This is a genomic window from Amycolatopsis sp. MtRt-6 (genome assembly GCF_017308975.1).
Lineage (GTDB): Bacteria > Actinomycetota > Actinomycetes > Mycobacteriales > Pseudonocardiaceae > Amycolatopsis.
In genome coordinates, this window is sequence record NZ_JADWPD010000034.1 from 100,941 (window position 1) to 127,691 (window position 26,751).

Annotated in this window: 6 protein-coding genes and 1 pseudogene; all 7 read left to right on the forward strand. The window is 74.1% G+C overall.

Annotation, left to right across the window (positions count from 1 at the left end):
* Positions 1 to 35: 35 nt before the first annotated feature.
* The 7 genes and pseudogenes from I4Q55_RS40140 (at position 36) to I4Q55_RS40170 (ending at position 26,751) form a co-directional block, all read left to right on the forward strand.
* A complete protein-coding gene (locus tag I4Q55_RS40140) occupies positions 36 to 1,484 on the forward strand; it encodes an AMP-binding protein (RefSeq protein ID WP_307793439.1) in 1,449 nt (482 codons plus the stop codon).
* Positions 1,481 to 2,695 carry a type III PLP-dependent enzyme gene (locus I4Q55_RS40145; protein WP_206795794.1) on the forward strand — a complete coding sequence of 405 codons (1,215 nt, stop codon included), beginning with the start codon at positions 1,481 to 1,483 and terminating at the stop codon, positions 2,693 to 2,695. The genes I4Q55_RS40140 and I4Q55_RS40145 overlap by 4 nt, the downstream gene beginning before the upstream one ends.
* Positions 2,692 to 3,168: a cobalamin B12-binding domain-containing protein gene (locus I4Q55_RS40150; protein WP_206795795.1), complete on the forward strand. Its 477-nt coding sequence runs from the start codon at positions 2,692 to 2,694 to the stop codon at positions 3,166 to 3,168. Before I4Q55_RS40145 ends, I4Q55_RS40150 begins: the two co-directional genes overlap by 4 nt.
* Positions 3,165 to 4,436, forward strand: coding sequence for a methylaspartate mutase (locus tag I4Q55_RS40155; RefSeq protein ID WP_206795796.1), 1,272 nt, complete (start codon positions 3,165 to 3,167; stop codon positions 4,434 to 4,436). The genes I4Q55_RS40150 and I4Q55_RS40155 overlap by 4 nt, the downstream gene beginning before the upstream one ends.
* Before the next feature lie 38 nt (positions 4,437 to 4,474).
* Positions 4,475 to 5,632, forward strand: a complete 1,158-nt coding sequence (locus I4Q55_RS40160; RefSeq protein ID WP_206795797.1) for a cytochrome P450 — start codon at positions 4,475 to 4,477, stop codon at positions 5,630 to 5,632.
* A gap of 108 nt (positions 5,633 to 5,740) precedes the next feature.
* Positions 5,741 to 21,424: pseudogene (locus I4Q55_RS40165) on the forward strand (SDR family NAD(P)-dependent oxidoreductase); the annotation flags it as partial.
* On the forward strand, positions 21,421 to 26,751 hold the full coding sequence (locus I4Q55_RS40170; RefSeq protein ID WP_206795799.1) for a type I polyketide synthase: 5,331 nt from the start codon (positions 21,421 to 21,423) through the stop codon (positions 26,749 to 26,751). The pseudogene I4Q55_RS40165 and the gene I4Q55_RS40170, both read left to right, overlap by 4 nt.

The window sequence follows — 26,751 nt, forward strand, 5'->3', positions numbered from 1 at the left end:
CCCGGTCATCCTTCGAGTCCTACGGAGTGGCAGTCGTGAACGATTCTCTGGTCCATTCTCTGCTCGACGCGGCGGCGGCCGACGCGGCCGGGGCGTCGGCCGTCCGGGACCGCGCCGGTGCCTGGACCTACGGCGAGCTCGAGGCGTGGAGCCACGCCGTCGCCGTCGTCCTCGCGCGGCACGGGGTCGGGCACGCCGACCGCGTCGTCGTGCAGCTGCCCACCGATCGGGCGCTCGTCGCGCTCTTCTACGGGACTTCGCGCCGCGGGGCCGTCTTCGTGCCGATCAACCCGGCCATGAAGAAGTTCCACTTCGACTCGGTCGTGGCCAACGCCGAACCCGTCCTCGTGCTGACGCCGGAGAACTTCGGTCCCTTGTGGACGGAAGTCGAAGCGGCGCACGGGCAGCGCGCGGAAGAGGTGCCCACGGCGGAAGACGACATCGCCGTCCTCGTCTACACCTCGGGCAGCACCGCCGCCCCGAAGGGCGTGATCGGCCCGCACCGCCAGGTCACCTTCGCCTCCCGCGCCATCCAGGAAGTCCTCGGCTACCGCCGCGACGACGTCGTCTTCTGCCGGTTCCCGATGTCCTGGGACTACGGCCTCTACAAGGTGCTCCTGAGCACGCTCGGCCGCAGCGAGATCGTGCTCGCCGACGCCGAGTCGGACCTGCGGCTGCTGCGGCGGATGCGCGAGGTCGGCGCCACCGTCGTGCCGATCGTGCCGTCGCTCGCCACCATGATCGCCACGCTCGCCGCGCGCGACACCGAGCCGGCCGCGCCCGTGCGGCTGTTCACCAACACCGGCGCCGCCTTGCCCGACTCCACCATCACGCACCTGCGCGAAGCGTTCCCCGGGGTCAAGGTCGTCCGCCAGTTCGGCCAGACCGAGTGCAAGCGCATCACGATCATGCCCCCGGCCGAGGACACCGAGCGCCCCGGTTCGTCCGGGCTGCCGTTGCCGGGCACGTCCGTGCTGATCCTCGCCGCCGACGGGACCGAGCTGCCCGCCGGGGACATCGGCGAGATCGTCGCCGCCGGCCCGCACGTCATGCCCGGCTACTGGCGGGCACCCGAGATCTCCGCCCGCGCCTTCCGCCGGGACGAGACCACCGGCGAGCTGCGCCTGCACACCGGTGACTACGGCCGCCTCGACGCCGACGGCTACCTCTACTTCGAGGGCCGCCGCGACGACATGTTCAAGCGCAAGGGCATCCGGATGTCCACTTTGGAGATCGAAGCCGCGGCGATGGACATCCCCGGCGTCCGCGCGGCCGGAGCCATCCCGCCGAGCGAGACGCGGGACCTGGCCATCTGCGTCGAGACCGACCTGCCGCCCACGACCGTGCTGCGCGAGCTGGCCAAGCGCCTCGAGCCGCAGAAGGTCCCGTCGCTGTGCCACGTCGTCGAGGAGTTCCCGCTCACGGCGCACGGGAAGAACGCCACCAAGGAACTCGCGCAGCTGGTTGAAGGGGCCCGCGCATGAGCAAGTACGCCGATCTCGCCGCGAAGTACGGCACGCCCGCCTACGTCTACGACCTCGACGTCGTCGCCGAGTCGCGGGACCAGCTCTTCGGCCTGCTGCCCGAAGGCTTCCAGCTGTTCTACGCGCTGAAGTCCAATCCTCACCCCGAAATCGGGCGCGAGCTGCGCCGCGGCGGCTGCCGCGCGGAGATCAGCTCCACCGGTGAGCTGCTGAACGCCCTCGAAGCCGGGTTCGACCCGGCCGGCATCCTCTACACCGGACCCGGCAAGACGAACGACGAGCTGGAGCACGCGCTCGCCGCCGGGGTCCGGCTGTTCTCCGTCGAGTCCCTGACCGACCTGCAGCACGTCGGCGCGGCGGCGGAGCACCAGGGCGTGACCGCGTCCGCCCTGCTGCGCGTCAACACCACCGCCAGCAGTGGCGGCACCGGCATCCGGATGATGGGCCGCCCGTCGCAGTTCGGCATCGACGCCGAGACGCTGCCCGACCTCATGCCCATCCTCAAAAAAGTGCCGGGCACGCGGGTCGTCGGCGCGCACTTCTTCACCATGAGCAACGCCCAGGACGAGGACGCCCTGCTCGGCGAGTACGAGTTCGTGCTCACCTCGGCCGCGCGGCTGCGTGACGAGGTCGGCCTGCCCCTGGAGGTCCTGGACATCGGCGGCGGCTTCTCCTCGCCGTACGCGGTCCCCGGCCCGCGCACCGGCTACCCGAAGCTGCGCGCCGGCCTCGAAACGCTGCTCGACCTGCACCTACCCGAGTGGCGGGACGGCGGGATCGAGCTGGCCTGCGAATCCGGCCGGTACCTCTCCGGCAGCTGCGGGTCGCTGCTGGCCGGCGTGGTCAACGTCAAGGACAGCCGCGGCAGCCGGTTCGTCGTGCTCGACGCCGGGATCAACGTCGTCGGCGGGCTCTCCGGGATCGGCAGGCTGCTGCCCGCGGCCGTCGGCGTCGAGGAAACCGGCGATGTCGTCGGCAGCCTCGTCGGTCCACTGTGCACTCCCGGTGACTCGCTCGCCAAGGCGGCGAAGCTGCCCGAACTGGCTTCCGGCGACGTCGTCACCGTGCCGAACGTCGGCGCCTACGGCGTCACCGCCAGCCTGATCAGCTTCCTCGGGCGGCCCACGCCGGTGGAGATCGTGGTGCGGGGCGGCACGGCACTGTCGGTGTCGCGGTTGGACTACCAGCGCGTCTACGAGGTTTCGCCATGACCGAAGAACTGCGGGCCTACGGGCGCGGGATCGTCACCGAGCCGCCGCGGCGGACGGTGATCGTGAGCAGCATGGCGTCGGACTCCCACACCTGGAACCTGGTCTACCTCGAACTGCTCGTCGGGGAGCTCGGCTTCGACGTCGTCAACCTCGGCGCGTGCGTACCGGACGAGCTGCTGGAGTCGGAGTGCCTGAGCCGCAGGCCGGCGATGCTGGTGCTGAGCAGCGTCAACGGCCACGGCCACCAGGACGGCCTGCGGGTGATCCAGCGGCTGCGTGCCTTCCCCGAGCTGCGGGCGCTGCCGGTGGTGATCGGCGGCAAGCTCGGCGTCGGCGGGGCGCTGACCGCGGAGGAGACCGCGCAGCTGCTGCTCGCCGGGTTCGACGCGGTGTTCGACGACCAGCAGGGCGCGGGCGCGTTCCGCCGGTTCGCCGCGACCCTGCCGGCCGGTGTGACCCAGGTGGAAGCGTGAGCTTCGAAGAGTTCGTCGCGCGCCGGCGCGCCGCCGGCGAACTGGTGGTCCAGCCGAGGATGGGCTTCGCGGACCCGGGCGTCATGCGCGCCGGGCTGGCCGCGACCAAGGACGCGAACGCGGCGACCGTCGGCACCGTCACGCTCGACAGCTACACCCGGGTCTGCGACACGGCTTCCGTGGCGCACGCGCTGAGCACCGGGATCGCGCTCAACGGCTACCCGATCGTCAACCACCCGCCCGAGGTCACCCGGGGCATGCTCGACGGGCTCGAAGGCCCGGAGTTCCCGGTGCAGGTGCGCCACGGTTCGGCGCGGCCGGCGGACATCTTCCGCGCGATGATCGCCGCCGGCCTGCACGCCACCGAGGGCGGCCCGGTGTCCTACTGCCTGCCCTACAGCCGCGCGCCGCTCGACGAGTCCGTGCGCAACTGGGCGCACTGCTGCGACCTGCTCCTGGCCGCCGAGCACCCGGGCGGCCGGCCGCACCTGGAGACGTTCGGCGGCTGCATGATGGGCCAGCTGTGCCCGCCGAGCGAGCTGGTGGCGCTGTCGGTGCTGGAGGCGTTGTTCTTCTACCGCAAGGGCGTGCGCAGCATCTCGGTGAGCTACGCGCAGCAGACGAACATGGCGCAGGACCAGGAGGCGGTGTCCGCGCTGCGCCGGCTGTGCGCCGAACTGCTGCCCGAGGCCACCTGGCACGTCGTGATCTACGCCTACATGGGCCTGTTCCCGCGGACGCCGGGTGGCGCGCGGACGCTGCTCGGGAAAGCGGCCGAGCTGGCGGTGACGACCGGGTCGGAACGGCTGATCGTCAAGACCACCGCCGAGGCGCACCGGATCCCGACCGTCGCCGAGAACGTCGCGGCGCTGGAACACGCCGCCGCGGCGGCGAGCGCGGTCACCGAGAAGGCCGTCGTGGCCGCTGACAACCAGGTCTACCGCGAGGCCTACGCGCTCGTGGACGCCGTGCTCAACAGCCACGCCGACCTGGGCCGCGCGATCGTGATCGCGTTCAAGCGCGGCCTGCTCGACGTCCCGTACTGCCTGCACCCGGACAACGCCGGGCAGGCACGCAGCTACCTCGACCCGGCGGGCCGGCTCGGCTGGTCGGAGCTCGGGTCGCTGCCGCTGCACGGCGTGGTGGAGCGCCACCGCGCCGGCCGGATCACCTCGTCGACGCTGATGTCGGCGCTTTCCCACGTCCAGCATGCCTTCGACACCGAGGCGCTGGAACAACCGATGAGAGCGATTGGGGGCGGGTCGTGACGAGTTCACGCCGGACAGTCCGTGCGTATCCGTTCGACATGCACGAGATCTCCGTTTCGGAGCAGTACCACATCCTCCAGCGCGAAGAGCCGATGAGCCGGGTGCAGATGCCCTTCGGCGAACCGGCCTGGCTGGCGACGAAGTACGCCGACGTCAAGCTGGTGACGACCGACCAGCGGTTCAGCCGGGAACTCGCGCAGGGCCTCGACCAGCCGCGGATGCGTCGTCAGCAGATGGGCGACGGCATCATGGGGATGGACCCGCCGGACCACTCCCGCCTGCGCCGCCTGGTGGCGAAGGCGTTCACGGCCCGCCGGCTGGAGCAGATGCGCGAGGGCGTGCACGACCTGGTGCACAGCCTGCTCGACGACATGCAGGCGCACGGTGACAGCGCCGATCTCGTCGAGGAGCTCGCGCGGCCGCTGCCGGTCACGGTGATCTGCGACCTGCTCGGGGTGCCGAAGGAGGACCACCGGATCTTCAGCGAGTGGACCCAGGCTCTGGTCGGCGACGCGACGGCGAAGAGCGACGTGCTCGACGTCTACGGCGACAAGCTGGACGACTACGTGGCCGGGCTGGTGGACCAGCGCCGCGAGGAGCCGACCGACGACCTGCTCGGCGCGCTCGTCTACGCCCGCGACGCCGGTGACAAGCTGACCGAGCAGGAGCTGATCGCGATCGCCGGCGCCGGCCTGCTCACCGGCGGCGTCGAGACGGTTTCCACGGCACTGCCGAGCTTCGTCTTCACGTTGCTCACCCAGCCGGAGCTGCTGGCCCAGCTGCGGGCGAACCCGGACCTGATGCCGACGGCGATCGAGGAGCTGCTGCGGTACGTGCCGATCAACACCGCGGCGATGTTCGCCCGCTACGCCACCGAGGACATCCGCTTCGGCGACGTCGTGGTGCGCGCGGGCGACCCGGTGCTGCCGGCGCTGCACGCGGCCAACCGCGACCCGGAGGTGTTCGCCGACCCGGACCGCATCGACCTGACGCGCAGCCCCAACCCGCACGTGGCGTTCGGGCACGGCCCGCACCACTGCATCGGCGCGCAGCTGGCCCGGCTGGAACTGCAGGAAGCGCTGAAGGCGATCCTCGAGCGGTTCCCGGACCTGCGGCTGGCGGACGGCCGCGAAGGCGTGAAGTGGGAGTACGGCGTGATCGTGCGCGGACCTTCGCTCCTGCGGATCGCCTGGTGATTTCCCGCCCCTAGAAGGCTTTTCAGGGGATCCGGTGGCGAAGAACGCCGACCTACGATCGAGCAAAACGACCATGAATGCCGGCCAGCTACAGCGGTGGAGTGCGGAATGCGTGAGTTTGAGACCGAATCGAATCGGGAGTCCGGCTTCGCGGGGCGGCTGACCGAACTGCCGTCCGGTGACCGCGCGGCATTCCTGGCGGACGTCGTCCACGACGCCACGCGCGCCGCGCTACTGGCGGCGCGGCCGGACGTCCCGGCGGTGCTCGACCCGGAAAAGGCGTTCTCCGACCACGGGTTCGACTCGCTGGCGGCGGTGGAGCTGCACGCGCGGCTCACCGACGCCACCGGGCTGGACCTGCCGGTCACCCTGGCCTTCGACCACCCGACCCCGGCCGCCGTCGCCCGGTTCCTGCACGCGCTGGTGTTCGGCGCCGACCTCGTCCACAGTGGACAGGAAACGGCGGCGGCCGCGGACGAGCCGATCGCCATCGTCGGCATCGGCTGCCGGTACCCGGGCGGGGCCGCCTCGCCCGAGGAGCTGTGGCGGCTCGTGGCCGAAGAGCTCCACACCATCAGCGGGTTCCCGGACAACCGCGGCTGGGACCTCGACGGCCTCTACGACCCCGATCCCGACCGCCCGGGCAGCAGCTACGTCACCTCCGGCGGCTTCCTGGCCGGCGCGGGGGAGTTCGACGCGGACTTCTTCGGCATCTCGCCGCGCGAGGCGACCGCGATGGACCCGCAGCAGCGGCTGGTGCTCGAGACGGCGTGGGAAGCGCTGGAGCGGGCCAAGATCGACCCGACGACGCTGCGCGGCACGCCCGCGGGCGTCTTCATCGGCGCCGAAGCCCAGGAGTACGGCCCGCGCCTGCACGAGGCCCCCGACGGCCTCGACGGGTACCTGCTCACCGGCAACGCCCCCAGCGTCGTCTCCGGCCGGGTCGCCTACGCGCTCGGTCTCGAAGGCCCGACGCTGACCGTCGACACCGCGTGCTCCGGCTCGCTCGTCGCCCTCCACCTCGCCGTGCAGGCCCTGCGCCGCGGGGAGACCCGGCTGGCCCTCGCCGGCGGGGTCGCCGTCATGGGCGGGCCGGGTACCTTCACCGCGTTCAGCCGGCAGCGCGGCCTCGCCGAGGACGGCCGCTGCAAGGCCTTCGCGGCGGCCGCCGACGGCACCGGGTTCGCCGAAGGCGTCGGTGTCCTGGTCCTGGAACGGCTTTCCGACGCGGTTGCGAACGGGCACACCGTGCTCGCCGTCGTCCGCGGCACGGCCATCAACTCCGACGGCGCGTCCAACGGCCTCACCGCGCCCAACGGGCCGTCGCAGCAGCGCGTCATCCACCGCGCGCTCGCCGACGCGGGCCTGCGGCCGTCCGAAGTGGACGCCGTCGAGGCGCACGGCACCGGGACCCGGCTCGGCGACCCGATCGAGGCGCAGGCCCTGCTCGCCACCTACGGCCACGAGCGCGAGACGCCGCTGCTGCTCGGCTCGATCAAGTCCAACATCGGCCACACCCAGGCCGCGGCCGGGGTGGCCGGCGTGATCAAGATGGTCGAGGCGATCCGCCGCGGCCGGCTGCCGAAGACGCTGCACGTCGACGCGCCGACCCCGCACGTCGACTGGACCGCGGGCGCGGTCGAGCTGCTCACCGAGGCCCGCGAGTGGCCGGACGTCGAGCGGCCGCGCCGCGCGGGCGTTTCGTCGTTCGGCGTCAGCGGCACCAACGCCCACGTCATCATCGAGCAGGCGCCCGCCACGGCCGGCGAGCCGGACGCCACCGAGCCGCTCCCGGTCGTGCCGCTCGTCGTCTCCGCGCGCAGCGAGGAAGCCCTGCGCGCCCAGGCGGCCAAGCTCGTGTCCACTGTGGAGTCCGCGGACCTGACCGAGGTCGGCTACTCGCTGGCCGGTACGCGCGCCGCGCACGACCACCGCGCCGTCGTCGTCGCCCAGAGCACCGAGGAGGCGGTCCGTGGCCTGCGGGCACTCGCCGCGGGGGAGCAGGACGGCGCCGTCGTCACCGGCACGCGCACCCCGGGCAAGCTCGCGATGCTGTTCACCGGGCAGGGCTCGCAACGGCTCGGGATGGGCCGGGAGCTCTACCTCGCCCACCCGGTCTTCGCGGAAGCCTTCGACGAGGCCATCGACCACCTCGACGTGCAAATGGACCGCCCGCTGCGCGACGTCCTGTTCGGCGACGACGCGGAGGAGCTGAACGGCACCCAGTACGCGCAGTGCGTGCTGTTCGCCGTCGAGGTCGCGCTCGCGCGGCTGCTCGAGTCCTGGGGTGTCAAGCCGGACCTGCTGCTCGGGCACTCGATCGGCGAGCTCGCCGCCGCGCACATCGCCGGCGTCTGGTCGCTGGCGGACGCCTGCCTGGTCGTCGCCGCGCGGGGCCGCCTCATGCAGGCGCTCCCCGCGGGCGGCGTGATGGTCGCGGTCGCCGCGACCGAGGACGAGGTCCTGCCGCTGCTCGACGAGGGCGTGAGCATCGCCGCCGTGAACGGCCCGGCCTCGGTCGTGGTCTCCGGTACGCGCGAGGCCGTCGACGCCGTCGTGTCGGTGTTCCGGATGCAGGGCCGCAAGACCAGCGAGCTGCGCGTGTCCCACGCGTTCCACTCGCCGCTGATGGAACCGATGCTGGAAGAGTTCCGGGAGATCCTGGAGGTCGTCGAGTTCGCGCCGCCGTCGATCTCGGTCGTCTCGAACGTCACCGGCCGGGTGGCGACGGCCACGGAGCTGTGCTCGCCGGGCTACTGGCTCTGGCACGTGCGCCGCGCCGTCCGGTTCGACGACGGCGTCGCCGCGCTCGCCGCGGCCGGGGTCACCACCGCGATCGAGGTCGGCCCCGACGCCGTCCTGTCCGCGCTGGCCGCCACCGGCCCGCACGGCCAGGACATCGCCTTCGTCCCCGCCCAGCGCCGCGGCCACGCCGAGGTCCCGGCGCTCACCGGCGCGCTCGGCAGGCTGCACACCCGCGGCGTGCCGGTCGGCTGGACCGCGGTCTTCGGCACGGCCCGCGTGGTCGACCTGCCGACCTACGCCTTCCAGCGCAGGCACTTCTGGCTCACCGCCCCCGCCCGCGGCGACGCGGCCGGCTTCGGCCAGCTCGCCTCCGGCCACCCGCTGCTGGCTGCCGAGCTCGGCCTGGCCGACCACGACGGCCTGGTCCTCACCGGCCGGATCGGGCTGCGCTCGCACCCGTGGCTGGCCGATCACGCGATCGCCGGCACGGCCCTGCTGCCCGGCACCGCGTTCGTCGAGATGGCCCTGCACGCCGCCGAGCGCGCGGGCTGTGCCGTCGTCGACGAGCTGACCCTGCAGGCGCCGCTCGCCGTGCCCGAGGGCGCCGGCGTCGAGGTGCAGGCCGTGGTCGGCCCGGCCGAGGACGGCCGCCGCACCATCGAGTTCTATTCGCGCGCCGAGCAGGACGTCGCCTGGACCCGGCACGCCGCCGGTGTGCTGGCCGAGACCGCCGCCGGCGAGCCCGCGCCGCTGACCGAGTGGCCGCCGTCCGGCGCCGAGGTCGTCGCCACGGGCGAGCTGTACGAGGAACTGGCGGCCCAGGGCTACGGCTACGGCCCGCTGTTCCGCGGCCTGCGGACCGCGTGGAAGCGCGGTGACGTCGTGTTCGCCGAGGTCGCGCTGTCCGAGCGGGACGACACCTTCGGCATCCACCCGGCGCTGCTCGACGCCGTCCTGCACGCCACCGACTTCGCTCCCGGCGAGGCTCGCGAAGCCGGCGAGATCCGGCTGCCGTTCGCCTGGACCGGCGTCCGGCTGCACGCCTCCGGCGCGGCCGAGGTGCGGGTGCGGATCACCTCGCCCGCCACCGGCGGCGTCTCGATCGACGTCACCGACACGACGGGCGCGCCCGTGCTGTCGGTCGAGTCGTTCCGCAGCCGCCCGGTCAGCGGCGCCGACCTCGGCCCGCGGGCCCAGGACCTGCTGCACACGGTCGAATGGACGCCGGTCGCGGCCTCGGACGCGGATCCGGGTGAGGTGCGGCTCGTGAGTGTGCCGGGCGAACGCGGCCGGGTTCCCGCCGCCGCCCGCCAGACCGCTCACCGCGTCCTGGAGATCCTCCAGTCGTTCCTCGCCGAGGCCACCCCGGCCAAGCTCGTGCTGCGGACGCGCGGCACGCTCGCCGACTCCGTGGTGCGCGGGCTGGTGCGCTCGGCGCAGGCCGAACACCCCGGCCGGATCGTGCTCGTCGAAGGCGAGACCACCGCCGCGACGCTGGCCACGGCGCTCGCGTCCGGCGAGCCCGAACTGCGCGTCGACGGCGACCGCGTGCTGGCCCCGCGGCTCGTCCGCCTGGCCACCGACGCCCCGGCCTGGCAGCCGGACGGCACCGTGCTGGTCACGGGTGGCACCGGCGGCCTCGGCGCGCAGGTCGCGCGCCACCTCGTCACCACCCACGGCGTCGGGCACCTGGTGCTGCTCAGCCGCCGCGGCCTCGACGCCCCGGGTGCGGCGGACCTGGTCGCCGAGCTGAGCGAAAACGCGACCGTGCAGGTCATCGCCTGTGATGTCACGAAGAAGCGGTCGCTGTCGGCCGCGCTGAAGAAGATCGAGGGGCCGCTGACCGCCGTCGTCCACACCGCCGGCGTGCTCGACGACGGCCTGATCGGCTCGCTCACCGAAGAGCGCCTCGACACCGTCCTCGCGCCGAAGGTCGACGCCGCCTGGGCACTGCACGAGCTGACCGCCGACCTGACCGCGTTCGTCCTGTTCTCCTCCTCGGCCGGCCTGGTCGACGGCGCGGGCCAGGCGAACTACGCCGCCGGCAACACCTTCCTGGACGCGCTGGCCGAGCACCGCCGCGAGCAGGGGCTCCCGGCGACCTCGCTGGCCTGGGGCCTGTGGACCGATGGCGGTGCCGCGCTCGGCATGAGCGCCGGACTGTCCGAAAAGGACCTGAGCCGGATCGGGCGGCTGGGCCTCGCCCCGCTGACCGCCGCCGAAAGCCTGGCCGCGCTGGACGTCGCCATCGGCTCGGGGATGGCCAACGTCGTCCCGACCCGCGTCGACCGCGCCGCCCTGGGCGCCCGCGACGACGTTCCGGCCCTGCTGCGGGGCCTGGTTCCCGCGAGCCGCCGCCGGGTCGCGGCGGCCCCGGGCGAGCTGACGCCGGAGCGGCAGTTCGCCGAGCGGTTCGCCTCGCTGTCGGAGGCCGACCGCGACCGCGCGGTGCTCGACCTGGTCCGCACGCACGTCGCGGCCGTGCTCGGCCACGACGGCCCGAGCGCGATCAGCCCGGCCCGGCCGTTCGGCGAGATCGGTTTCGACTCCCTCGCCGCCGTGGAGCTGCGCAACATCCTCGACTCCGTCACCGGCATGCGGCTGCCCGCCACGCTCGTGTTCGACCACCCGACCCCGCGCGCGCTGGCCGAGTACCTCGTCACGCGCCTGGGCGGCCTGGCCCCGGTCAAGCCGATCGCGCCGGTGACCACGGCCGACCCGGAGGAGCCGATCGCCATCGTCGGCATCGCCTGCCGCTACCCCGGCGGCGTGGCGACGCCGGAGGACCTGTGGCGGCTCGTCGCGGGCGGCGAAGAGGCGCTCACGCCGTTCCCGGCCGACCGCGGCTGGAACGTCGACGCGCTCTACGACCCCGAGCCCGGCAAGCCCGGCCACTCCTACGTCAAGCACGGCGCGTTCCTGCACGACGCCGCCGAGTTCGATGCCGACTTCTTCGAGATCAGCCCGCGCGAAGCGGCCGCGATGGACCCGCAGCAGCGGTTGCTGCTGGAGGTTTCGTGGGAGGCCTTCGAGCGGGCCGGCATCGACCCGGTTTCGCTGCGCGGCAGCGCGACCGGCGTGTTCGCCGGCGTCATGTACCACGACTGGGGCACCCGCCTCGGCACCGTGTCCGACGACATCGCGGGTTACCTCGGCAATGGCAGCCTCGCCAGCGTCGTCTCCGGCCGCGTGTCCTACGCGCTCGGCCTGGAGGGCCCGACGGTCACCGTCGACACGGCGTGCTCGTCTTCGCTGGTCGCCCTGCACTGGGCGGTCCAGGCGCTGCGCCGCGGCGAGTGCACCCTCGCCCTCGCCGGTGGTGTCACCGTGATGTCCACTCCGGACACGTTCGTCGACTTCAGCCGCCAGCGCGGCCTGTCCGCCGACGGCCGCTGCCGCTCGTTCGCCGACGCGGCCGACGGCACCGGCTGGGGCGAGGGCGCGGGCATGCTGCTCGTCGAGCGCCTGTCGGACGCCCAGCGCCACGGGCACCCGGTGCTCGCGCTGCTGAAGGGCTCCGCGGTCAACCACGACGGCGCGTCCAACGGCCTCACCGCCCCGAACGGCCCCTCGCAGCAGCGCGTCATCGCGAAGGCACTGGCCGACGCCGGTCTCCAGCCGTCCGAAGTGGACGCCGTCGAGGGGCACGGCACCGGGACCACGCTCGGCGACCCGATCGAGGCCCAGGCGCTGCTGGCCACCTACGGGCAGGACCGCGCGGACGACCAGCCCCTGTGGCTCGGCTCGATCAAGTCCAACATCGGCCACACCCAGGCCGCGGCCGGCGTCGCGGGCATCATCAAGATGGTCATGGCGCTGCGTCACGAGCAGCTGCCGCGGACGCTGCACGTCGATCGTCCGTCCACTGTGGTCGACTGGGACACGGGTGCGGTGCGCCTGCTGACCGAGGCGCAGGACTGGGCACCCCACGGCCACCCGCGCCGGGCCGCCGTCTCGTCGTTCGGCATCAGCGGCACCAACGCCCACGTGATCATCGAGCAGGCCCCGGCCGGCGCGGTGGCCGAGCGGCCCGCCGAGCCGCAGCCCGAGGCCGTCGTCCCGGTCGCGCTGTCCGGCCGGTCCGCGGCCGCCGTGCGCGGCCAGGCCGCCCGCCTGCGTGAATACCTCGCCGACCACGAAGACGTCGGCGTCGCCGAGCTGGCGCGGTCGCTGGTCGCCACCCGCGCCGCGCTGGAGCAGCGGGCCGTGGTCGTCGCCGGGACCACGGCCGAACTGGCCGCCGGTCTCGACGCGCTGGCCGGCGGTGAGCAGGGCAGCGAGCCCGTCACCGAGGGCAAGCTCGCGTTCCTGTTCTCCGGGCAGGGTGCGCAGTGGGCCGGGATGGGCGCCGAGCTGGCGACCGCCTACCCGGTCTTCGCGGACGCGTTCGACGCCGTCTGCGCCGCGCTCGACCCGCTGCTCGACGTGCCGCTGAGCGACGTCGTCTTCGGCACGACCGCGCTCGCCGACCGCGGCCTGCTCGACCAGACGCAGTACACCCAGGCCGCGTTGTTCGCGGTCGAGGTCGCGCTGTTCCGGCTCGCCGAGTCGTGGGGGATCGTCCCCGACGCCCTCGCCGGCCACTCGATCGGCGAGCTGGCCGCGGCGCACGTCGCCGGGGTGCTTTCCCTGGCGGACGCCGCCAAGCTGGTCGCCGCGCGCGGCCGGCTGATGGGGGCGCTGAGCACGCCGCCGGGCGCGATGGTCTCCCTCGCCACCAGCGAAGAGGCCGCGCGAGAGCTGATCCGCGGGCACGAGGACGAGGTCAGCATCGCCGCCGTCAACGGCCCGGCGTCGGTCGTCATCTCCGGCGTCGCCGACGTCGTGACCCGCCTCGAGCGCGCCACCGACGTCCGGACGCGCCGGCTGCGTGTCAGCCACGCGTTCCACTCGCCGCTGATGGCCCCGATGCTCGACGAGTTCCGCGAGGTCGCCGCCGGGCTGACGTTCCACGAGCCGAAGATCCCGATCTTCTCCACGGTCTCGCCGGACGCGGACCTGACCTCGCCCGAGTACTGGGTCACGCACGTCCGCGAAACCGTCCGCTTCGCCGACGCGGTGACCGCGCTGGCCGCCGACGGCGTCCGGACGTTCCTCGAGCTGGGCCCGGACAGCGTGCTGACCGCGCTCGGCCGCCAGATCGACCCGGACGCCGCGTTCGTGCCCTTCGGCCGCCGCGACCGCGACGAGGTGCGCACCGCGCTGGCCGCGCTCGGCCGGCTCCACGCCCGTGGCGCGGCGGGGCTGGGCGAGCTGCTCGGCGACGGCCCGATCCGGCTCGACCTGCCGACGTACGCCTTCCAGCACAAGCGCTACTGGCTCGACGCGACCCCGTCCGGCGACGTGACCGCGGTCGGCCAGCAGCCGCTGCCGCACCCGATGCTCGGCGCGGTCGTGCCGCTGTCCGGTTCGGACACCACGGTGCTCACCGGCCGGCTGTCGGCCGGGTCGGTGCCGTGGGTGGCCGACCACGTCGTCAAGGGCGCGATCCTGGTGCCCGGCACCGGGTTCGTCGAGCTGGCCGTCGCGGCCGGCGACCAGGTCGGGCACTCGACGGTCGAGGAGCTGACGCTGCAGGCGCCGCTCGTCCTTCCCCCGGACGGCGCCGTGGCGCTGCAGGTCGTCGTCGGCCCCGCCGACGGCGACCGGCGCCCGATCACGGTCTTCTCCCGGCCGGTCGACGGCGACGAGTGGACCCAGCACGCGCTCGGCACGCTGTCCGCGGCGCCGCGGCCCGAGCCCGCCGGGCTCACCGAATGGCCGCCGCCGGGCGCGAACCGCATCGAGGTCGAGGGCGCCTACGACCTCCTCGAAGAGCGCGGGTACGGCTACGGCCCGTCGTTCCAGGGGCTCACGGCCGCCTGGAAGCGGGGCACCGAGGTGTTCGCGGAGGTCGCGCTGCCGGAGCCGGCGGCGGCGACGGCGAACCGGTACGGCCTGCACCCGGCGTTGCTCGACATCGCGATGCACGCCGACCTGCTCGGCGACCCGGGCGGCGCGACGCTGCTGCCGTTCGTCTGGAACGGCGTCACGCTGCACGCCGCCGGCGCTTCGGTGCTGCGGGTGCGGATCGAGCGGCTGAACGGCGACGAGGTGTCGGCCATCGAGGTGGCCGACAGCGAAGGCCGCCCGGTCGCGACCATCGACTCGCTCGTCTCGCGCCCGGTCCGCCGGGAGCTGGCCGCGGCGACCGGCGCGGTGGACGGCTCGCTGCTGAAGATCGCCTGGCAGCCGGTGTCCGTGCCGCAGTCCGACGCCGAGGTCGTGGCCGTGGGCCGCGGCCGGGTCGGGGTGGCCGCCACCTACGCCGGGTTCGCCGACCTCGCCGGCGCGATCGACCGGGGCGAGCCGGTGCCGGGCCTGCTCACGCTGAGCGTGCCCGAGCGCACCGGCGACGTCCCGGAAACCGCGCGGGCCAACGCCGCCTGGCTGCTCGCCGAGCTGCAGGCCTGGCTGGCCGACTCGCGGTTCGCCGCCACGAAGCTGGCGGTCGTGACCCAGGACGCCGTGCCCGCGGCTGAGTCCACAGTGGACGTCACGCAGGGCCTGCTGTGGGGCCTGGCGCGCGGTGCGCAGGCCGAGCACCCGGGCCGGGTGTTCGTGGTCGACGCCGACGAGGCCACCACGGCCGGGGCACTGGCGGCCGTCGTCGCCTCCGGCGAACCCGAGGCCGCGGTCCGCGACGGCGCGGTCGTCGTGCCGCGGTACGTCAAGACCGAAGCCGGCGACGCTTCCCCGTGGGGCACCGGCGCCGTGCTGATCACCGGGGGCACCGGCGGGCTCGGCAGCCTGCTGGCCCGCTACCTGGTGGCCGAGCACGGGGTCACCGACCTGGTGCTCACCAGCCGCCGCGGGCTCGGCGCGCCGGGCGCCCGGCAGCTGGTCGAGGACCTCACGGACCTGGGGGCCCGGGTGCGGGTCGCCGCGTGCGACGTCACCGAGCGCGCCCAGGTCGAGAGCGTGCTCGGCACGATCGACCACCTCACCGCCGTGGTCCACGCGGCCGGGACCGCCGACAGCGGCGTCTTCGACTCGCTGACCGCCGACCGGCTCGACTCGGTCCTGCGGTCGAAGGTCGACGCCGCCTGGCACCTGCACGAACTGACCGGTGACCTGGCCGCGTTCGTGATGTTCTCCTCCGCCGGTGGGCAGGTGCTGCCCGCGGGCCAGGCGAACTACGCCGCCGCCAACGCGTTCCTCGACGGCCTCGCCGCCCACCGCCAGGCCGCCGGCCGGCCGGCGACCGCGCTGGCGTGGGGGCTGTGGGCGGAGAACACCGGCCTCGGCGGCGAGCTGGCCGAGGCGGACCTCGCCCGGATGGCGCGGCTCGGCCTGCCCGCGGTCACCGCGGAGCAGGGGCTCGCGCTGTTCGACGCGGCGACCGCCACCGCCGACGCCGTGATCGCCCCGCTGCGGGTCGACGTCGCGGCGCTGCGGGCCCGCACCGACGAGCTGCCCGCGTTGCTGCGCGGGTTCGTCCCGCCGAAGGCCCGCCGGACCGCCAAGGCGGCGAAGGCGGCCGACAACGCCCTCGCCGCGGAGCTGGCCGCACTCGCCGACAGCGAGCGCGACCGCGTGCTGCTGGACATCGTCCGGACGCAGGTGGCCACCGTGCTCGGCTACGCCGACAAGTCCGAAGTGGACGGCGCGCGGGCGTTCAAGGAGCTCGGCTTCGACTCGCTCGCCGCGGTCGAGCTGCGCAACCTGCTCGGCACCGCGACCGGCCTGACCCTGCCCGCGACGCTGATCTTCGACCACCCGACCGCCAAGGCGGTGGCGGACTTCGTCAAGGGCAAGCTGCTCGGCGCGGTCGCCAAGGTCCCGGCCACCACGACCCGGACGAACGCGTCGATGCAGGAACCGATCGCGATCGTCGGCATGGCCTGCCGGTACCCCGGTGGCGTCCGGTCGCCGGAGGACCTGTGGCAGCTGCTGGTCGACGAGGTCGACGCCGTGTCGGAGTTCCCGGTCAACCGCGGCTGGGACATCGACAGCATCTACGACCCCGAGCGCGGCAAGCGCGGCAAGACCTACGCCCGCGAAGGCGGCTTCCTCCACGAAGGCACCTTGTTCGACCCGGCGTTCTTCGGCATCGGCCCGCGCGAGGCCCTGGCCATGGACCCGCAGCAGCGGCTCCTGCTGGAAACTGCGTGGGAGGCCATCGAGCGGGCCGGCATCGACCCGACCGCGCTGCGCGGCAGCATGACCGGCGTCTTCACCGGCGCCATGTACGACGACTACGGCAGCCGCGTCCCCGGCGCGCCCCTCGACGTCGCCGCCTACATCCCCAACGGCAGCTCGGGCGCGGTCGTCTCCGGCCGCATCTCCTACCTGCTGGGGCTGGAAGGCCCGTGCATGACGGTCGACACCGCGTGCTCGTCCTCGCTGGTCACGCTGCACCTCGCGGTGCAGGCGCTGCGGGCGGGGGAGTGCGGCCTGGCGCTCGCCGGCGGCGTCACGCTGCTCTCGCAGCCGGACCTGTTCGTCGATTCGAGCCGTCAAGGCGTGCTTTCGCCCAACGGCCGGTCGAAGTCGTTCTCGGCGGCCTCCGACGGCGTCGGCTGGGCCGAGGGCGCGGGCCTGCTCCTGCTGGAGCGGCTGTCCGACGCCCAGCGCAACGGGCACGAGGTCCTCGCCGTGGTCCGCTCCAGCGCCGTCAACCAGGACGGCGCGTCCAACGGCCTCACCGCGCCGAACGGGCCGTCGCAGGAACGCGTGATCCACGCGGCCCTCGCGGCCGGTGGCCTGACCCCGGCCGAAGTGGACGCGGTCGAGGCGCACGGTTCGGGCACCAAGCTGGGCGACCCGATCGAGGCGCAGGCGCTGCTGGCCACCTACGGCCAGGACCGTCCCGACGGGCAGCCGCTCTACCTGGGTTCGGTGAAGTCCAACATCGGCCACGCGCAGGCCTCCGGCGGCGCGGCGGGCGTGATCAAGGTCGTCCAGGCCATGCGGCACAACATGCTGCCGAAGTCGCTGCACATCGACGCGCCGTCGCCGGTCGTCGACTGGACCACCGGCGACATCGAGCTGCTGACCGAGGCCCGGCCGTGGCTGCCCAACGGCCGTCCGCGCCGCGCGGGTGTCTCGTCCTTCGGCATCAGCGGCACCAACGCGCACATCATCATCGAGGAGGCACCGCCGTCCACTGTGGAGCGTCCGCGGGCGACCGCTCCACAGCTGCCGTCGGTGCCGCTGCCGATCGCCGGCACCACGGCCGCGGCGCTCGCGGACCAGGCGGCCAGGCTGGCCGCGTGGCTCCGGGCGAACCCGGAGCTGGACGTCACCGACGTCGGCTACTCCCTGGCGACCGGCCGGGCCGCGCTCGACCACCGCTCGGTGGTCCTGGCGGCGAACCGCGACGCCGCGTTGAAGGCGCTCGACGGCCTGGCCGGCGGCGGGACCCCGGCGGGCACCGTGACCGGCACGACGAGCGCGGCCGACCTGACCGCGTTCCTCTTCACCGGCCAGGGTGCGCAGCAGCCGGGCATGGGCCGCGAGCTGTACGAGGCCTTCCCGGTCTTCGCGGGCGCGTTCGACGAGGCCTGCGGCCTGTTCGACACCGACGTCCCGCTGAAGGATGTCATCTGGGACGGCAGTGAGCTGCTCAACCAGACCGCGTACACGCAGTGCGCGCTGTTCGCGATCGAGGTCGCCCTCTACCGCCTGGTGGAGTCGTGGGGCCTGACGCCGGACTACGTCGCCGGCCACTCGATCGGCGAGCTGGCCGCGGCGCACGTCGCCGGGGTGTTCTCCCTCGCCGACGCCTGTGCCCTGGTCTCGGCTCGCGGCCGGCTCATGCAGGCGCTGCCGTCCGGCGGAGCCATGGCGGCCATCGCGGCCACCGAGGACGAGGTGCGCGCCGCGCTCCCGGCCGGGGTGGACGTCGCCGCGGTCAACGGCCCGCGGTCGGTGGTCGTCTCCGGACCCGAGGACGCGGTGAAGGCCGCGATGGCGGCGTTCAAGGACGCCGGGCGGCGGGCCAAGCAGCTGGTCGTCTCGCACGCCTTCCACTCCGCGCTGATGGAGCCGATGCTGGCCGACTTCGCCGTGGTGGCGGAGAAGCTGACGTACTCGGCCCCGGGCATCCCGGTCGTCTCCAACGTGACCGGCCGGATCGCCACCGCCGACCAGCTCTGCTCGCCGGAGTACTGGGTCAACCACGTCCGCGAAGCGGTGCGCTTCGCCGACGGCGTCGGCACGCTGCTCTCGGCCGGCGTCACCCGGTTCGTCGAGCTGGGCCCCGACGCCGTGCTCACCGGCATGGCCCGCGAGTGCGACACCTCGGTCGCCGACCGGCCCGACCGCGTCGTGGGCGTGCCCGCGCTGCGCCGGGGCCGCGCCGAAGTGCAGACGCTGTTCACCGCGGTGGCCACCGTCCACTCGCGGGGCGCGAAGATCGACTGGCGGGCGCTGTTCGTCGGCCGCGGCGCGGCCACCGTGGATCTGCCGACGTATGCGTTCCAGAACAAGGAGTACTGGCTCAACGCGACGAAGCCGGCCGGCGACGTCGATGCGCTGGGCGCCAAATCCGCCGCGCACCCGCTGCTGGGCGCGCTGGTGGAGCTGCCCGACGGCGGCGCGGTGCTCACCGGGCGGCTCGCGGTCGGCACGCAGACCTGGCTGGGCGACCACGTGGTGCTCGGCCGGACGATGCTGCCGGGCACCGCCTACGTCGAGCTGGCCCTGCACGCCGCCGACCAGGTCGGCTGCGACCTCCTGGAGGAGCTGACCCAGCAGGCGCCGCTGCTGCTGCCCGAAGAGGGCGGTGTCGACATCCGTGTCGTCGTCGGCGCGCCCGGTGCGGACGGCCGTCGCGAACTGTCGGTGCACTCCCGCGGCGAGAACGCCTGGACGCAGCACGCGGCCGGCACCCTCGCCACGGGGGCGCGGCCGGCGGAGTTCGATCTCGCCGCGTGGCCGCCCGAGGGCGCCGACGCCGTCGACCTCACCGGGCTCTACGACGACCTGGCCGGGCTCGGCTTCGGCTACGGCCCGGTGTTCCGGAACCTGCGCGCGGTCTGGCTGCGCGACGGGGAGGTGTTCGCCGAGGTGGCCCTGCCCGAGGGCACCGACGCCAAGGACTTCGGCCTGCACCCGGGCCTGCTCGACTCGGCGCTGGGCGCGACGGACTTCCTCGTTCCGGGCGGCCCGAAGGCGCTGACCGAGACGACGATCCCGTTCGCCTGGAACCAGGTTTCACTGCACGCCTCCGGAGCCACGTCGCTGCGGGCGCACGTCCGGAAGGAAGGCAACGACGCCTCGCTCGCCCTCGCCGACGCGGCCGGCACGCCGGTCGCGTGGATCGAGTCGCTGGTGACGCGGCCGGTGTCGGAGGGCCAGCTGGGCGCCAAGGTGCCCGACTCGCTCTACCGGATCGACTGGCAGCCCGCGGCGGGCGTCCGGCTGGTCAAGTCCCTCGAAGGCTGGGCCGTGCTGGGTGCCGACGACCTCGGCCTCGGTGTCCCGACGCACGACGAGCCGGTGGCCGCGGACGTGCTGGTCCTGCCGGTCGTCTCCGCCGGCGGAGACGTGCCGGCCCGGGTCCACGAGACCGTCCAGGCGACGCTGAAGCAGCTGCAGGCCTGGCTCGGCGGTTCTTCCGACGGCAAGCTCCTGGTCGTCACGCGGGGCGCCGTGGCCGACGACCCGGACCTCGCGCAGGCGCCGGTCTGGGGCCTGGTGCGGGCCGCGCAGGCGGAGAACCCTGGCCGGGTGCAGGTGGTCGACGTCGACGACGTGCCCCAGTCGCTGCGGGCCCTGCCCGCGGTCGTCGCCGCCGGCGAGCCGGAAGCGATCGTCCGGGGCGGCGAAGTGCGCGTGCCGCGGCTGGCCAAGGTCACGACGGCCGGCGACCCGGTCGAGTGGGACACCGGCGGCACGGTGCTCGTCACCGGCGGCGCCGGCCTGCTCGGCGGCCACCTCGCGCGGCACCTGGTCGCCCGTGGCGCCCGGAAGCTGGTGCTCACCAGCCGCCGTGGTCTGGACGCGCCCGGGGCTCGTGAGCTGGTCGAGGAGCTGGGCGCCGGGGTGACCGTCGCGGCCTGCGACGTCACCGACCGGGCCGACCTGGCCCGGCTGATCGAATCGCTGCCCGACCTCACCGCCGTCGTGCACGCCGCCGGGCAGATGGACAGCGCGGTGCTGACCGCGCTGACACCGGAGCAGGTCGGCAACGTCCTGCGGCCCAAGGTGGACGCGGCCTGGCACCTGCACGAGCTGACCGCGTCGCTCGACCTGAAGGCGTTCGTCCTCTACTCCTCGGCGGGCGGCCTGCTGCTCGCCGCCGGACAGGCGAACTACGCGGCGGGCAACGTCTTCCTGGACGCCCTCGCCGGGCACCGCGCGGCGCTGGGCCTCCCGGCGACGGCGCTGGCCTGGGGACCGTGGGAGGGCAGCGGCGACGCCGTCGACCTGACGCACGTCGCCCGGTACGGGGTCGCGGAGCTGGCCGTCACCGACGGCCTCGCGCTCTTCGACGCCGCTCTCGCCGCTGGTGCCCCGGCGCTGGTGCCGGTGCAGCTCGCCGACCTGCGGGCGGCTGACCGGATCGCGCCGCTCCTGCGTGGCCTGGTCACGGCCGGCCCGCGGCGGGCCGCCGCGGCCGCCGGTCCGGTGGCGGCGGCACCCGAGGCGGGGTTCGCCGACAAGCTGACCGGAATGTCGGCCGACGAGCGGGAAACCGCCGTGCTGCAGCTGGTCTGCGAGCACGCGGCGGCCGTCCTCGGCTACGACGACGCGGCGGCGGTCGGCGTCGAGAAGGGCTTCACCGACCTGGGCATCGACTCGCTGGCCGCGCTCGAACTGCGCAATCGGCTCGGGGCGGCCTGCGGGCTGCGCCTGCCGGCGACGCTGATCTTCGACTACCCGAGCCCGCTGCCGCTGACCCGGTTCCTGCTGGCCGAGCTGCTGCCGGAGGTCGGCGAGCCGGTCGAAGAGGTCGCCGAAGCCAACGGAACCGACGAAGTGGCCGCCATCGCCGGCATGGACCTGGCCGACCTGGTCAAGTCCGCGATGGCGGGCACCCAGACAGAGGAGTCCAAGTGACCACCGCGCCGTCCACCGAGCAGATCGTCGCCGCGCTGCGCCAGTCCATGATGGACAACGAGCGGCTCAAGGCGGACAACCAGAAGCTCACCGCGGCGATGAGCGAGCCGATCGCCATCATCGGGATGGGCTGCCGGTACCCCGGCGGGGTCACCACGCCTTCGCAGCTTTGGGAGCTCGTCGCGAACGGCGTCGACGCCGTCGGCGAGTTCCCCGGGGACCGGGGCTGGGACACCGCGTCGCTGTTCGACCCGAGCGGCCGGCCCGGCACGACGTACTCGAAGGAAGGCGGCTTCCTCCACGACGCCGCCGACTTCGAGCCGGAGTTCTTCGGCATCTCCCCGCGGGAGGCCCGCACGCTCGACCCGCAGCAGCGGGTCGTGCTGGAAACCGCGTGGGAGGCCGTGGAACGCGCCGGGATCGTGCCGTCGACGTTGCGGGGCAGCAGGACCGGTGTCTTCGCCGGGGTGATGTACCACGACTACGGCGCCGGCAGTAGTGACGGCAGCCTGATCTCCGGCCGCATCTCCTACACCCTCGGGCTGGAAGGCCCGTCGGTGTCGGTGGACACGGCGTGCTCGTCGTCCCTGGTCGCCCTGCACTGGGCGGCCCAGGCGCTGCGGCGCGGGGAGTGCTCGCTGGCACTGGCCGGCGGCGTCACCGTGATGGTGACGCCGGACATGTTCGTCTACTTCAGCGAACAGCAGGGCCTCGCCCCGGACGGCCGGTGCAAGGCGTTCGGCAGCGGCGCCGACGGCGTCGGCTGTTCCGAGGGCGCCGGGATGCTGCTGCTGGAACGGCTTTCCGACGCGCGCCGCAACGGCCACCACGTGCTCGCGGTGCTGCGTGGCAGCGCGGTCAACTCCGATGGCGCGTCCAGCGGCATCACCGTCCCGAACGGGCCCGCGCAGCAGCGCGTGATCCGCGCGGCACTCGCCGACGCCGGGCTGAAACTGTCCGATGTGGACGCCGTCGAGGCACACGGTACCGGGACCAAGCTGGGCGACCCGATCGAGGCGCAGGCTCTGATCGCCACCTACGGCAAGGCGGCCACGGCCGAGCGGCCGCTGCACGTCGGGTCGTTCAAGTCGAACGTCGGCCACACGCAGGCGGCCGCCGGCGTCGGCGGCGTGATCAAGATGGTGGAGGCGCTGCGGCGCGGCGTCCTCCCGCGCACGTTGCACGCCGACGAGCCGTCGCCGCACGTCGAGTGGACCGACACCGTCTCGCTGCTCGGCGAGCCGCGGCCGTGGCCGGAGACCGGGCGGCCGCGCCGCGCCGGCGTGTCGTCGTTCGGCATCAGCGGGACCAACGCGCACGTGATCGTCGAGCAGGGCGACCCGGTGGCGCACTCGTCGGACGACGGGCCGGTGACGTGGCTGCTGTCCGCCAACGACTCCGACGCCCTGCGGGCCCAGGCGGGCAAGCTCGCTTCTTCCGTCGCCGACTTGTCCACTGTGGACGTCGGGTTCTCGCTGGCGACCACCCGGACCCTGGCGGAGCACCGCGCCGGGATCGTCGCAGCCGACCGGGCCGGCGCGATCCGCGCGCTGACCGAGTACGCGGCCGGGCGGACGCCCGCGGGGATCGTCGAAGGTGTGGCTTCGTCCGGGCGCACGGCGTTCCTGTTCACCGGCCAGGGCGCGCAGCGCGCCGGGATGGGCCTCGAACTGGCGGCGGCTCACCCGGCGTTCGCCAAGGCTTTCGACGGGGTGGCCGCCGAGCTGGACAAGCACCTCGACGTGCCGCTGAAGACCGTCCTCGGCTCCGGCGAGACCGGGTACACGCAGCCGGCGTTGTTCGCCGTCGAGGTCGCGGTGTTCCGGCTGCTCGAGTCGTGGGGCGTCACGCCGGACTACCTGCTGGGCCACTCGATCGGCGAGCTGGCCGCGGCGCACGTCGCCGGGGTCCTTTCCCTCGAAGACGCGTGCACGCTGGTGACGGCGCGGGCCCGGCTGATGCAGGCCCTGCCGTCCGGTGGTGCGATGGTCGCCGTGGCGGCGGCCGAAGCCGACGTCGTGGGGCTGCTGACCGACGGCGTGTCGATCGCCGCCGTCAACGGGCCCGCGTCCGTCGTGCTGTCCGGTGACGAGGACGCCGTCCTCGCGGTGGCTTCGCGGTTCGAGAAGACGTCGCGGCTGAAGGTCTCGCACGCGTTCCACTCGGCGCTGATGGAGCCGATGCTGGCGGACTTCGCGTTCATCGCCCGGAACCTGACCTACCGCACGCCGGAGATCCCGATCGTCTCGACGGTCTCGCCGGACGCCGACCTGACCTCCCCGGAGTACTGGGTGGGCCAGGTGCGCGACGCCGTCCGGTTCGCCGACGGCGTCCGCACGCTGCTCGACGCGGGCGTCACGACGTTCGTCGAGGTCGGGCCGAGTGCGGTGCTGACCGCGATGGCGCAGGCCTCCCTGCGCGCGGACGAGCGCGCGACGTTCGTGCCCGTGCTGCGCAAGGACCGGCCCGAAGGCGAGTCGGCGGCCACCGCGGTGGCGACGCTGTTCGTCACCGGGGGCACCGTGGACTTCCCGGCGTTCTACGCCGGTGGTGCGCCGGTCGAGCTGCCGACGTACGCCTTCCAGCGCAAGCGCTACTGGCTGGAGAACCCGACCGGCGCCCGCGTCCGCGGGGTCGCCGAGGTGGGGCAGCTCGACGCCGGGCACCCGCTGCTGGGCGCGGTCGTGGCGGCCGCCGGCACGGGCGGTGTCGTGCTCACGGGGAAGCTCTCGCTGCCCGCGCAGCCGTGGCTCGGCGACCACGTCGTGCAGGGTGTGGCCCTGTTCCCCGGAACGGGTTTCGCCGAACTGGCCCTGCGGGCGGGGGACGAGGTGAACTGCGCGCGGCTCGACGAGCTGACCCTCGCGGTGCCGCTGGTCCTGCCCGAACACGGCGCCGTCGCGATCCAGGTGACGGTGGGCGCGGAGGACGAGTCGGGCGCCCGCTCGCTGGACATCTATTCGCAGGCCGAGGCGGCGGGGGAGTGGACGCACCACGCGAGCGGCAGGCTGTCGCCGTCGGCGGACACGCCCGCGGCCGTCGCGGACTGGCCCCCGGCCGGGGCCGTCGAGATCGACGTGACCGGCCGCTACGACGACCTCGCCGCCCAGGGCTTCGACTACGGGCCGGTCTTCGCCGGGCTGCGCCGGGTCTGGCGCGACGGGAACACCCTGGCCGCGGAGGTCGCCTTGGCCGACCACGCCGACGGTGCGGCGTTCGGGCTGCACCCGGCCCTGCTGGACGCCGCGCTGCACACCATCGGTCTCGCCGGGCTGACCGAGGACAAGCCGGCGATGCCGTTCGCCTGGTCCGGGGTATCGCTGCACGCCGGCGGGGCATCGAGCCTGCGCGTGCTGCTCTCGTCGGACGTCGAGAACACCGTGTCGCTCACCGCCACCGACCCCGCCGGGGCACCGGTGCTGACCGTGGCGTCGCTGGCGCTGCGGCCGATCGCCGACGACCTGTTCGCCACCGCCGCCCGCCCGGCCGCCGGTGACTCGCTGTTCCGGGTGGACTGGCTGCCCTACACCGGCGACGTCGCCGCCGGGGTTTCGCACGCGGTGCTCGGCGCGGACCCCTTCGGCCTCGGCGGAGACGCCTACGCCGACCTCGCGGGGCTGGCCGACGCGGTGCGGGCGGGGACGGCCGTCCCGGACGTGGTGTTCGTGTCGTTCCCGGCGCCGGAAACGGCGTCGCCCGCGGCCGCGCGCGCGGCCACCCACGGGCTGCTGGCTCTGGTCCAGACGTGGGCGAGCGAGCAGGCGCTGGCCGGCTCGCGGCTGGTCGTGGTGACCTCCCACGCCGTCGCGACGCGGCCCGGGGAAGGCGTCGGCGACCTCACCCACGCCGCCCTGTGGGGCATCGTCCGGTCCGCCCAGCTGGAATACCCGGACCGGTTCGCGGTGGTCGACGTCGACGGCGGCGAACCGGCGCTGGACACCGTCCTCGGGGCGATCTCCGCCGGGGAGCCCGGCGTCGCCGTCCGGGACGGGGCCGTGCTGGTGCACCGGCTGGCGAAGTTCGTCCCCGAGACCGGGGCGCCGTCGCTGGACCCGGACGGCACCGTGCTCGTCACCGGCGGCACCGGCGCGCTCGGCCGGCTGATCGCGCGGCACCTGGTGACCACGCACGACGTGCGTCACCTGCTGCTCACCAGCCGTCGCGGCGAGGCCGCGCCGGGAGCGGCGGAACTCAAGGCGGAGCTGGCAGACCTGGGCGCCACGGTTTCGCTGGTGGCCTGCGACCTCGCGGACCGGGCCGCGGCCGCCGCGCTGGTGGCCGGCGTCCCGGCCGCGCACCCGCTGACCGCCGTCGTGCACACGGCCGGGGTCCTGGACGACGGGGTGCTGCAGGCGCTGACCCCGGACCGGATGGACACGGTGCTGCGGCCGAAGCTGGACGCGGCGTGGCACCTGCACGAACTGACCGCGGAACTCGACCTGGCCGCGTTCGTGCTGTTCTCCTCGGTCGCCGGCACGCTCGGTTCGGCCGGGCAGGCGAACTACTCGGCGGGGAACGTGTTCCTCGACGCCCTCGCCCACCACCGCGCGTCGCTCGGGTTGCCGGCGGTGTCGCTGGCGTGGGGACTGTGGTCCGGCGGCATGGCGGGTGCGCTCGGCGACACCGACCTGGTCCGGATGGCGCGGTCCGGGCTGGCCGGGCTGTCCTTCACCGACGGGCTCGAGCTGTTCGACGCGACGTTCGGCACCGGACAGCCGTCGCTGGTGCCGGTAAAGCTCGACATGGCCGCACTGCGGGCCGACGCGCACCGCGTGCCGCCGATGCTGCGGGGACTGGTGCGTGGCGGCACGCGGCGACGGGCCACGGTCGCCGGTGACGCGTGGGCCCGGATCGTGGCCCTCCCCGCCGCGGAACGGGAGCGGGCGCTGCTCGACCTCGTGTGCGGCACCGCAGCGGTGGTGCTCGGGCACGAGCGCCCGGACGCGATCGACCCCCGCAAGGGGTTCACCGAGCTCGGCTTCGACTCCCTGACGGCGATCGAGCTGCGGAACCGGCTGGACGAGGTGTCCGGACGCCGCCTGCCGGCCACGCTGATCTTCGACCACCCCTCCGCGGCCGCCGTGGCCGGGTTCCTCGGCGCGGACCTGGCGGACCAGACGTCCACTGTGGACTCCGAGCTCACCGCCCTGGAAGCCGCGCTGCGGGAAACTGTGCTGGACGAGCCCGCCCGCGAGAAGCTGGTCACCCGCCTGACCGCCCTGCTGGCCTCGTACTCGGCCCCGGAGGAACCGGCGGACATCGAGAACGCCAGCGCCGAGGACATCTTCGCCCTCCTGGACGACGAACTGGCGACCAAACCGGTCTGA

What these genes read in the sequence shown, in the direction of transcription:
- I4Q55_RS40150 (WP_206795795.1), top strand. Translation starts at nt 2,692, where the DNA reads ATGACCGAAGAACTGCGGGCCTACGGGCGCGGGATCGTCACCGAGCCG.
- I4Q55_RS40160 (WP_206795797.1), top strand. Translation starts at nt 4,475, where the DNA reads ATGCACGAGATCTCCGTTTCGGAGCAGTACCACATCCTCCAGCGCGAA.
- I4Q55_RS40145 (WP_206795794.1), top strand. Translation starts at nt 1,481, where the DNA reads ATGAGCAAGTACGCCGATCTCGCCGCGAAGTACGGCACGCCCGCCTAC.